We start from the raw sequence: 11,741 nt of genomic DNA, 5'->3' as shown, positions 1-11,741 counted from the left end.
GATGAATTTTAACACACCTTCACGAGGTAAACGTTCGATAATCGTCAGTATCACGCTGCTCTGCGTCGCCATTGCTGTTATTGGGATCAGCCTGAATACGGGAACCATTCGTCTCTCCCCAGCGGCTGTGTTACAGACTTTGTTTGGTCATGGCAGTTCGGATGATCAGATTGTACTGTTTGATTACCGACTGCCTCGCATCCTGGTAACTGTACTGGCCGGAGCAGGACTTGGTATTGCCGGAGCAGCCTTGCAAGGAATCACCCGAAATCCACTGGCGGACCCGGGTATTCTGGGATTACATGCGGGGGCAGCATTTGGACTCATGGTGTTTGTTAGTCTTTCCTTTACGATGGATGGCTCTGTGGCCTTGCTGATTCCGTTGTTTGCTTTTGCAGGCAGTGTTGCCGCCGCCCTGATCATCATGCTGCTGTCCTATGATCGGCACAACGGCGTATCACCCATTAAGCTGATTCTGGTGGGAATCGCGGTAGCGGCCGGGTTCCATGCGTTGACACTCTACCTATCTCTGCGTTTGGATGAAGACACCTATTCCTTTGCTGCACGCTGGCTCGCAGGAAGCGTCTGGGGCCGGGATTGGATTCATGTGCAAGCATTGCTTCCTTGGGTGGTGTTATGTATCTCGTACATTTGGAGTCGATCCAAAACGCTTGATGCCTTCAATCTTGGAGATGCTGCCGCAACCAGTATCGGGACGCCTGTCCGATCCCAGCGTGTTATTTTGCTGCTCTGTGCCGTGGCTTTGTCTGCCGTTAGTGTATCGGTGGCTGGTGGGATCGGCTTTATCGGTCTGGCAGCGCCACATCTGGCGCGCAGACTTGTCGGTCCGATGCATCGGCATCTGATCCCTGCTGCCGGGCTCATCGGTATGGTTATTCTCGTGACCGCTGATACGATCGGGCGAACCATCTTTCAGCCTAATGCCATTCCGGCAGGCGTGGTGGTTGCTGCAATTGGTGCACCTTACTTTTTGTACCTGTTAGTACGAAGCAAGTGATCTTTTTTTTCAAAAAACAATAAAGACATCCAAGAGATGTTCAAGGAGAATGTGACTACCCATGTTAAAGAAAAATCTTATGCTTGTCATGAGTATCTGTCTGTTGCTTGTGCTCGCAGCCTGTGGAACGACCAATCATTCATCATCTGCTTCTGGTGGTTCGTCTACGGATACTTCAACCAAGAATCAAGACAACAGTGCAAATTCGGGAGAGCAACGTATTGCCTCCATGTCGATCCATCTGACCAATGATCTGTTGTCTCTCGGCATTACTCCGGTTGGTTCCGTGATCGGTGGCGAAGCCAAAGGTTTCCTGTCCCATGTTGCTGATCAACTTCAAGATACAACGCCGCTTGGTCCGGTTAAAGACCCGGATATGGAGGCTTTGCTTGCCCTGAAACCCGATGTGATCTATTTGGACGAAGAATTCTCCGGTGGTGATATTGCCAAATTCGAAAAAATTGCTCCGGTGCATGTCTTCAATCTGGATGACGGTACATGGCGCGACCATCTGAAAGACATTGGCAAACTCGTGAACCGCGAGAAGGAAGCCGAGCAATACATTCAGGACTACGCGGCCGAAACAGAAGAAGTGAAATCTCTGATTCATGACACGATTGGTGATGGGACTGTGATGGCGATCCGTGTTACTGCCAAAGAATTGCGTGTGTTCAGTACACGCCGTCCCATGGGTCCCATTTTGTATGAGGATCTCGGTCTGACGCCTGCCAATGGGATCACAGATATCGATTCGACTAAACCGTATCAAGTCGTCTCCCGTGAAATATTGCCGGACTATGATGCAGATGCGATCTTTGTGGTTGTGAATTCGGATGATGAAGCCCAGACCATGTTTAAGGAGCTGCAAAACAATCCGATCTGGCAAGGCCTGAAAGCAGTCAAAGCCGGCCATGTCTACCCGATTGGTGCACAACCTTGGCTCGATTACTCATCGATCGGTAATAAAATGGCCATGGATGAAGCCAAAGAAATGTTCTCCAAAAAGTAAGTTTCCGTACACTCCACACTTAACGTGTGACAATACCAAAAAACCTCTCTTAGAGACCGGAACAGAGTTAGTTATCATACTCTTTTCCGCTCAAAGCAGAGGTTTTTGTTTTTTTCTCTTGCATTCACTTGACGATATGTCAAATCGAATTTAAGATTTAGTTAGTCGACTAACTAAATGTACGTGTTCAAAAAGTCTGGTTTTCAGTACCGAGAAGATGGAATGAAGGTAGAAATGGAGTAGCGGAGCGTAGGTAAACTACGTGAGCAACGGACATTTCGGCTGAATTTTATATTCGATGCTGATGATGCCGCTAGGCATCCTTCGTAATCAAAAGTGGACTTTTTGAACAACCTCTAAAAGGATATGAACGGAGTAGATGATATGAACCAAGTCCAAAATGATCGGTTAATGGGACAGCTATCCGAACTCGTGAAACTGAAACGTTACAAGGTTCATGAGAAACTTGTGAATCACCCCGAGTTATACCCGGGACAACCCCCTTTGCTATTCCAGCTTGAACGGGAAGATGGCCAATCCCAGAAAAACCTGGCCGAACAACTTCAGCGCAGTCCCGCAACGGTAACCGTCATGCTCAAGCGCATGGAAACATCCGGTTATGTGAGACGTGAAGCAGACCCGAAGGATCTGCGCAGTATGCGAGTATATCTGACGGAACAGGGGCGCTCCGCGCTTCAAGAATTGAGAGAAGTGATTCAGGAGTTGGAACAGCAGGCCCAGAAAGATTTTACACCGGAAGAATTCCGGATCATGTCTGCACTTGCACAACGTATGCTCCAAAACCTGCGTGAAGCTTGAGGTGATGCAGGCTCGCGACATCGCTAACAACACTTGCTTGAATCAATGCAATTAAAACTGAGGTGATTCCCTATTGTGGACGTTAAAACGATTCTTGACACCGTATAAGTCGGCGGCAATCGTCGCCCCGCTGCTCATGGTACTTGAGGTAACCATGGACCTGCTCCAGCCCAAACTGATGTCCAGCATCGTGGATGATGGTGTACTTGCAGGGAATCTGCCCCATATCGTGACTACAGGTCTGATCATGCTACTTGTTGCGTTAATCGGCTGGGTTGGCGGCGCAGGCTGTACCCTCTATTCAAGCAAGGCTGCCATTGGATACGGCACGGATCTGCGTCAGGAACTGTTTGACCATATTCAAACCTTCTCCTTCCGCAATCTGGATACGTTTCAGGAAGGATCACTGATCACTCGTCTGACCAGTGACATTACCCAGATGCAGACCTTTGTGCAGATGCTGCTGCGGATGTTTATCCGTTCGCCAATGCTGATCATCGGTAGTATCATTATGGCGTTTACGATCAGTGTGAAACTGGCTTTGATTCTTATTGCCACTGTGCCGGTACTGTTTATTATTTTATTTATTCTGATAAAAGCATCCTATCCGCTGTTCGCCAGTGTGCAGAGCAAGCTTGATCAGGTCAACGCTGTCCTTCAGGAGAATCTTGCTGGCATTCGTGTCGTCAAGGCATTTGCACGTGCACGTCTGGAGAAAAAACGGTTCAAGCAATCCAACGAAGATTACACTACAACCGCGGTCAAAGCTTGGCGTATTGTAACGCTGAATGCACCCGTGCTCAGCTTGATGCTGAACGCTACCATTGTAGCGGTGCTGTGGTTCGGAGGTTTCCAGGTAGTCGGAGGCGATATTGCTGCCGGAGATCTGATTGCTTTTATCAACTATGTCACGGTTGTACTCTCGTCCCTCACGTCAATCGGCATGATGATGATGAGTTTCTCCCGCGCCAAAGTATCTGCTGCCCGGATCAACGAGGTGTTACACACACAGCCGGATATTCAATCGGGAACCGACAACTCCGGGAATGTACAGTCACCCCCGTCTACCCGTGATCAATCCCGATACCCAACGTCTTCCCTTTCCTCGCGCACAGGCGGTCAAGTGGAGCTCAGAGACGTATCTTTCCGTTATGACGGAGACCATGCACTCACCGGAATTAACCTGAAGGCTCGCCCGGGTGAGAAAGTGGCCCTGATCGGTTCAACAGGTTCAGGCAAAACCTCACTGGTGCAGCTGATCCCCCGACTCTATGATGCTTCGCAGGGGGAAGTGCTCGTGAATGGAGTGAACGTTCGTCACTGGGATCTTCAGGATCTTCGCAGCCGTGTGTCCATTGTGCTCCAGGAATCGATTCTGTTCAGCGGCAGCATCCGGGATAACATTTGCTTCGGCCGGCCCGGTGCAACGGATGCTGAATTGCGTGCTGCGGCACAAGCTGCGGCAGCGGATGATTTTATTATGAAACTGAAGGATGGGTATGACACGGAGCTGGGTCAGCGCGGGGTCAATCTGTCTGGTGGGCAGAAACAGCGTATATCCATTGCACGTGCCCTGCTCATGCGACCGGAAGTGCTGATTCTGGATGATAGCACCAGTGCTGTGGATCTGCGCACGGAAGCGAGTATTCAGAAGGCTTTGCAATCCATGATGAAATACAGTACCACCTTTTTGATTGCACAGCGGATCTCCTCCGTGAAGGATGCAGACTGTATATATGTTATTGATGAAGGGACGATCGTTGCCAGGGGCACACATGATGACCTTATGGCTCACTCATCACACTATCAAGCCATCTATTATTCTCAGCAACGGAAGGAGGATGTTCAATTTGGCTAAACCTGCATCTTCCTCCATTCAGCAAACCGTCGTGCCTCCGATCGGAAGACCCGGACCAGCGGGCAGAGGACCTGTTCCCAAAGTCAGAGCCAAAAATGCTCGCCACGCCCTAATCCGGGTATGGTCGTACATGGGACGTCATCGCAAAGGAGTCATTGCTGCATTAGTGCTGACCGCTCTCGGAACACTGCTCAATCTGGCAGGACCTTATCTTCTCGGCCGCGCCGTTAACGAACATATCGTTCCCAAAGTAACAGCGGGTTTGCTGAAGGAATGTCTCCTCTTGCTGAGTGTTTATGTCCTTGGTTCACTCCTGATGTGGGCTCAATCCTATGTCATGATTGGTGTTTCCCAACTGACCGTTAAGGATCTGCGACATGCGTTGTTCTCCCGACTGCAAGAGCTGCCTGTCAGCTTTTTTGATAAAAATCAAAGCGGGGACCTGATGAGCCGGGCCACCAATGATATCGATAACGTATCCACAACGCTGAATCAAAGCGTAACTCAATTGATGTCCAGTGCCATCCTGCTCGTTGGTTCCTTGTCGATCATGTTTGCACTGGATGTTCGGCTTACTCTGCTCAGTCTCGTGACTGTACCCTTGATTACCATTGCCACTCGCCTGATCGCTTCGAGAACACGTAAACACTTCACCGCCCAGCAGAAATTACTTGGTGAGCTTAACGGGTATGCTCAGGAAACCATTGCTGGACAAAAAGTCGTAACGGCTTATAACCGTCAGGATCAGGCACATCAGCATTTTGAGAACCTGAACGAGAAACTTCGCACATCCAGCACACAGGCTCAGACCGTTTCGGGTTTGGTTGGACCTACGATGAACGTGATGAACAATATCGGGTTTGCCATACTGGCTTCTGTAGGTGGATGGATGGCTTATCATGATCTGACGTCCATCGGACTGATCGTCAGCTTTCTCGCTTACTCCCGCCAGATCGAGCGGCCGCTCAACGATCTGGCCAATCAGTACAATCTGATTCAGGCTGCAATCGCAGGTGCTGAACGTGTGTTCCACATTATGGATACGCCTGGCGAATACGTGGAGGAACAGAAGAAACAACTGGACCAGATTCAAGGCAAAGTGGTATTTGAAGACGTCTCCTTCGGGTATAGTGCAGAGCGAGACATTCTTAAGAAAGTCAGTTTTACTGTAAAACCTGGTGAGATGATTGCACTTGTTGGACCCACCGGGGCAGGCAAAACGACCATTATCAACCTGTTACCCCGTTTCTACGAGATTACAGGCGGACGGATTACCATTGATGGATGTGACATCTCGGAACTGGAGAAGGATCAACTCCGTCGGCAACTCGGCATTGTACTTCAGGATGCCTACCTGTTCTCGGGTACCATTCGCGACAATCTCGCCTACGGCAAGCCGGACGCTACCGATGAACAGATCAGGAAAGCGGCTGGGCTGGCGAATGCACATTCGTTCATCCGCAAACTGTCACAGGGCTACGATACCCCCATCATTTCCGGGGGAAGCAATCTGAGCCAGGGACAGCGACAGCTGTTAACCATTGCCCGGGCAATTCTGGCTGATCCAGCGATTCTTATTCTGGATGAAGCAACGAGCAGCATTGATACGCGTACGGAGATGCAGATTCAAGAAGCGATGCGCACTTTAATGAAAGACCGTACCAGCTTTGTCATCGCCCACAGACTGAGCACGATTCGTGAAGCCGATCAGATTCTCGTCATTGATGATGGACAGATCGCTGAACGGGGCAGCCATGACGAGTTGATGCAGCAACAAGGATTCTACTATCGGTTACATCAGGGACAGCTCAATAAATCGAACTAATGATTATTAACACAGACACTACGATGACAGAATAACCTTCCAATCGCTGTTATCCCCAGATTTTATCAATTCCCTTTCACAAGGGGATAATCCGGGGATAAAGGCGAAGTGCATGCTTCCGAAGTATCTTTCTTTCAGAAAGCTTTCAGCTCCGCCTTTTCAGGTTTTTTCTGTCCTCTCCGTTACGTGTAAATGATTAGTTCAACCCAATATAGTCTGATCTGAACCGATGTGGATTCTACACAATAGGTTAATCGAAATACTAAACGCCGCACGGGGTTTCTCAGGACCCATGCGGCGTTTTTTTGTTTTTCTTTAATGACTATGTTATTGCTACCTCTGGGTCAATTATACGAGTTATATATCCATGGGCAGATGAAGCGTAAAGGTGGAACCAACCCCCATTTCGCTATGGACGGTAATTTTACCATTATGATCCTGAACGATTTTCTGGCAGAGTGCAAGTCCAAGTCCCGTGCCTTCTTCTTTGGTTGTATAAAAGGGATTAAAGATGGTGGATAGCGAATTTTCCGGAATGCCAATTCCTGTATCTGTAATTGAAATGAGTACTGCGTCTCCGTCCTGCAACAAATCCATATGAACCTCACCAGGATCTGTCATTGCTTCAAAAGCGTTACGAATCAGATTGATCAATACCTGTACAATCTTATCCCGATCCATGTTGATCACGACTGGCTCGTTGGTCATTTCAAGCGTAATTCGATGCCCACGGGATGCCGCATCTGACTCGGTCAAAGACATCACCCGCTCAAGGCAGTGGCCCAATTGCTCCGGCTTCATGTGATTGGCATGTGGTTTAGAAAACTGTAAAAATTCAGCCGTCAGATCGGTCACTCTCGTCACCTCACCCATAATCACTTCATACCAGGGTGCGATATTAAATGCTTGCCCACGTGACAGCTGCAGGAATCCACGAATTGCGGTAAGCGGGTTCCGAATTTCATGAGCCATCCCCGCGGCCAGTTCACCTACGGCCCTTAGTCTTTCGGAACGAAATACTTCTTCTTCATTTTTGAGCCATTTGCTGCGCTGTTGTTGAAGCAGTCTATCCTCGGCTGCCGTCATAAAGTGCTGCAACGAATCCGACATTTCCGGGTACAGAGAGATACTGTAGCTTACCTGGAGTCCTTGAAGCTGAACGGACAGCAGTGACGACATTCGTTCTTCCACATCCTGTATCTCCGGCAAAACGACCGCAAATCGGTCTCCTGCATACCGGGATATGCCATAGGCCTCGGTGAAATGATTGCTGATCATCTGACCTGTACCTGTAATTACCGTACACCAAGGATCTTCTGAATCTTTTTTAAAGCCGCTAAAGTTATTGACGTTCAAAAGGACAAGCAAAAAAGACCGTTGCTCTTCTACTGTCTTATGTAACACCTCCATGTAACCTTCGTAATTCAACAGTCCGGTAAGCGGATCATGCAGGGTCAGGAACCGATTTTTTTCCCGAAGCCTGCGCTTCTCGACCTCACTGTTGATTAAGGTATGATACAAAAAAATGATAACAACCGAGGTTAACAGATCAAATAACGAAACCAGTAAAGCATATGTATCTACAGGCACATACGACAGCCGAATCACTGTATATTGCAGCATGAACAGTAGCGAAATCGGTAATGTTTGTGCCACACGTTGTTTGTCCTGGATCATTGAAATGATCAGCATATAATACAGCATGTTACACCAGTTCAGTTGACTGAAGTAATGGAATATTCCGAGAAAAATCCAATGAACATTTCGCAGCACAGGATATCTTTTCTCCCCATAGATACTTGCAACCAACAGAGCACCCGAAATCAACAATAATACCAGATTAGGGGTAAGCCTGAGAACATAAGAGGACAGAATGACAAGCAGACAACCAAACGGGAATATCACCATTTTCATCGTGTAACTTAGCAAATAGCCTCGCCCCCTTTGACAAAAACTCATATCTAACAACTTATGTACATGTATTATATCGATTATGATTAGCTGATGTTGTCGATTAGTGGAGGCTCGTCAAATTCGCAAGAATGTATAAATTATGAAGGCAATAGGACATATGTTGTAATTGTAATCAACCAGAGTGAAACAATTCCTCTTCGCATAAATCAGTATTGTGGTACAATACATTAATGGATAAATTTAGGATAAATACTTGGTAATGGAGGATATCACATGACAACACAACGAAAACCACTGGGCCTCGGAACGCTCTCTCTACTCCTACTATTGATGGGTCTCGCCTTTAATTTCCAATGGGGCAAAGCAAATTTTATGATCAGTCACTCTCTTTTTAACTTAATAAACATGCCTATTTATAGCAACGGAACTCAAGGACTTCACATTCCTTTTGTAGTAGCGGCCCTCTTCTGGATTCCAGCCTTCTTGATCGCCAAAAAATATCGTGCGCATTTCGGTACCAGTGTATCTTATAACGTCGCCGGATTTATGTTGCTCTTATGCATCATTGGATCAGTTATCCCCGTTATCGATTGGATGGTCAATGGTTAAACAATTAAAGCCAGCTCTCTATATCCCGAGGGCTGGCTTCTTTGCTGCTTTTCCATATAAGATGAATGGAATTTTTATTTTTTCGCCATATACTTACGGATATCAAAAGCCACCGCAGCAACAATAATCATTCCTTTGATAATCAACTGCCAGTATGGACTTACACCGATAAACGTCAGACCATAGTTAATGACCCCGAAGATCAGCACACCCGCCATAACCCCAGGTACCGTTCCAATACCACCCGCCGTTGATACGCCGCCTACCACACATGCAGCAATCGCATCCAGCTCATACATGTTACCGTAATTGTTTGTTGCTCCACCTGTGCGTGCTGCCTCAAGTACACCACCCAGGCCATACAACGCACCCGCAATGGCATACAGGGCAACCAGGTTGCGTGCCACATGAATCCCGGATACATGCGCTGCCTGAATGTTGCCACCGATCGCGTACATGTTTTTACCGAGACGTGTTTTGTTAAAGATCACCCAGCAGATTAATGCCACCGCAAGCGCAATCAGTACAATATACGGGATGGAATAACCCTCGCCCAGATCAATGTATCCAGAGCCAATGACAGTGAAGTCCGGTCGCAATCCTCCGATCGGCTGTGACTGATTGGGTTCCGTATCAAAATAAATGGAGTTCAGTCCGTACACGGCAACCATCGTACCCAGCGTTGCGATAAAAGGAGGCACATGTAATTTGGCGACAATGAGTCCATTTACCAATCCCACAAACAGACCTGCGGTAATCCCGACAAGGATCGGCAGACCCACCCATAAGTGGGGCAGATCGGGGAAGAAGCGGTTTGCATACTCGTCAATTTGCAGCATCGATGCCGATACAACAGCCGTCAGACCAACCACCCGTCCAGCAGACAGATCGACCCCGCCCGTGACAAGGATAAAGGCTGCACCGAGCGCAATAATGGCCCGTGTGGAGGACTGCTGCAAGATGTCCCGCAGTGTGGAGAATGCAAGAAAATTCGGATCGGCAATCGCAATACCAATAATGAGCAGGATTAATACGATAAAGATGGCGCGTTGTGTTACATATTGTTTTACTTGATTGATCATCTGTGTGTTCATCTGTTTCCCTCCTGACTAAGCCCCATCCGCTGCTGAGCGGCCAGCCTCATAATATCCTGCTCGGTTGCCTCGGCTCCGTCCACGATTCCGGTGAGACGCCCTTCACTCATCACCATAATGCGATCCGACATACCCAGCAGTTCGGGCATCTCCGAGCTAATCATGATAATACTTTTGCCCTGACGAGCCAGTTCCGTAATAATGGTATAAATCTCAAACTTGGCCCCTACATCGATTCCACGTGTCGGTTCATCCAGCAACAGAATCTCCGGATCAGTCAGCAACCAGCGAGCCAGCAGAACTTTCTGCTGATTACCGCCAGAAAGGTTTCGAATCAGCGTGTTAACTGAAGGAGTTTTGGTTCTGAACTTCTGTGTCTGTTCCCGTGCTTCTTCCCGTCCCTTTTTCTCGTCCAGCAAGCCCACGCGATTTCGGTAACGCCCCAGACTGGCAATGATCGTGTTCTCATACACCGACAACACGGGGAATATTCCTGTAACCCTTCGTTCTTCCGTGAGCAACGCGATATTATGACGCTTCGCTGCTGCGGGGGAGTTAATCTTCACCTTGCGTCCATGAATCGAAATCGTACCTGAAGCGAGTCCGCGCAGTCCGAACAAGGACTCCATCAGTTCTGTCCGCTGTGCTCCAACCAGCCCGCCAATGCCAAGCACTTCACCTTTTCGCAGCTCAAAGGATACATCACGAAACGATTTGGACTGGCTTGATGTCAGACCCTCGGCCTTTAATATCACTTCACCGGGTACGTTGGTCCGTTCCGGGAACCGTTCATCCAGATCACGGCCAACCATACGCGTAATAATCAGATCGGTCGTTAAATCAGCAGCATCCCAAGTCCCGACAACGAAGCCATCACGCATGATCGTCACTTCATCCGAGATCGTCAGGATCTCCTCCATCTTGTGTGAAATATAGATAATGGATACGCCGCGACTGCGAAGTTCATTAATAATGGCAAAGAGCTGTTCCACTTCCTTGCCTGTCAGGGAGGAGGTGGGTTCATCCATGACAATAACTTTGGATTGAAAAGAGACTGCCTTGGCGATTTCCATGGATTGAATCTTCGAGACAGACAAGGTTCCGGCCTGAGCCTTCGGATCAATATCCAGATTCAGGTCCTTGAACAGAGATCGTGTATCGGTATACATCCGTTTCTCGTCCACCAGTATTCCCCTCATTGGAAAACGCCCCAGCCAGATATTCTCCATCACCGGACGATGCGGGACCGGGTTCAGCTCCTGATGAATCATGGATATGCCATGTTGTAGTGCCGCTTTGGAATTCGGAATATCCACATCTTTTCCTTCGATGCGTATCGTTCCTTCATCCGGGCGATACATGCCGAACAGACATTTCATCAGCGTGGATTTGCCCGCTCCATTCTCTCCCATCAAGGCGTGAACCGTCCCCGGCTTCACTTTCAATGTGACCTGACTTAGTGCCTGCACACCCGGAAATGCTTTGGAAACTCCATTCATCTCCAGCAGGTAAGGTGACTCCATCTTGGTTCCTCCCTTCCATATGACTGGCAAAAAAGGGACGCTACCCGAATGTCGGACGTCCCTGTCTCGTGC

Annotated in this window: 9 protein-coding genes; 6 read left to right on the top strand and 3 right to left on the bottom strand. The window is 48.4% G+C overall.

Annotation, left to right across the window (positions count from 1 at the left end; genetic code table 11):
* Position 1 precedes the first annotated feature (1 nt).
* The 5 genes from J7E78_RS16205 (at position 2) to J7E78_RS16185 (ending at position 6,529) form a co-directional block, all read left to right on the top strand.
* Complete coding sequence (locus tag J7E78_RS16205) at positions 2 to 1,018, top strand: FecCD family ABC transporter permease (protein ID WP_215077263.1); 1,017 nt, start codon at positions 2 to 4, stop codon at positions 1,016 to 1,018.
* Between the two features lie 61 nt (positions 1,019 to 1,079).
* Entirely contained in the window at positions 1,080 to 2,027 is a 948-nt protein-coding gene (locus J7E78_RS16200; RefSeq protein ID WP_215077262.1) for an iron-hydroxamate ABC transporter substrate-binding protein, read from the top strand.
* A 384-nt stretch (positions 2,028 to 2,411) separates the two neighbouring features.
* Complete coding sequence (locus J7E78_RS16195) at positions 2,412 to 2,846, top strand: MarR family winged helix-turn-helix transcriptional regulator (protein WP_215077261.1); 435 nt, start codon at positions 2,412 to 2,414, stop codon at positions 2,844 to 2,846.
* A gap of 73 nt (positions 2,847 to 2,919) precedes the next feature.
* A complete protein-coding gene (locus tag J7E78_RS16190) occupies positions 2,920 to 4,704 on the top strand; it encodes an ABC transporter ATP-binding protein (RefSeq protein ID WP_215077260.1) in 1,785 nt (594 codons plus the stop codon).
* Entirely contained in the window at positions 4,697 to 6,529 is a 1,833-nt protein-coding gene (locus J7E78_RS16185; RefSeq protein ID WP_215077259.1) for an ABC transporter ATP-binding protein, read from the top strand. The genes J7E78_RS16190 and J7E78_RS16185 overlap by 8 nt, the downstream gene beginning before the upstream one ends.
* A 357-nt stretch (positions 6,530 to 6,886) precedes the next feature.
* Here the strand turns inward: J7E78_RS16185 and J7E78_RS16180 are convergent, their stop codons facing one another.
* Positions 6,887 to 8,458, bottom strand: a complete 1,572-nt coding sequence (locus J7E78_RS16180) for an ATP-binding protein (protein WP_251035084.1) — start codon at positions 8,456 to 8,458, stop codon at positions 6,887 to 6,889.
* A gap of 258 nt (positions 8,459 to 8,716) precedes the next feature.
* Here J7E78_RS16180 and J7E78_RS16175 point away from each other — a divergent pair, with 258 nt between their 5' ends.
* Positions 8,717 to 9,052, top strand: coding sequence for a hypothetical protein (locus J7E78_RS16175; RefSeq protein WP_215077258.1), 336 nt, complete (start codon positions 8,717 to 8,719; stop codon positions 9,050 to 9,052).
* 74 nt (positions 9,053 to 9,126) lie between these two features.
* Here J7E78_RS16175 and mglC read toward each other — a convergent pair whose 3' ends face one another.
* Both mglC and J7E78_RS16165 read right to left on the bottom strand, forming a co-directional pair.
* Complete coding sequence (gene mglC, locus J7E78_RS16170) at positions 9,127 to 10,146, bottom strand: galactose/methyl galactoside ABC transporter permease MglC (RefSeq protein WP_215077257.1); 1,020 nt, start codon at positions 10,144 to 10,146, stop codon at positions 9,127 to 9,129.
* Entirely contained in the window at positions 10,143 to 11,669 is a 1,527-nt protein-coding gene (locus tag J7E78_RS16165; protein WP_215077256.1) for a sugar ABC transporter ATP-binding protein, read from the bottom strand. The genes mglC and J7E78_RS16165 overlap by 4 nt, the downstream gene beginning before the upstream one ends.
* Between the last annotated feature and the right edge of the window lie 72 nt (positions 11,670 to 11,741).

The organism is Paenibacillus polymyxa (genome assembly GCF_018614975.1).
GTDB lineage: Bacteria > Bacillota > Bacilli > Paenibacillales > Paenibacillaceae > Paenibacillus > Paenibacillus polymyxa_E.
The sequence above is the reverse complement of the archived record's forward strand: the minus strand, read 5'-3'. Positions and strand labels throughout refer to the sequence as shown.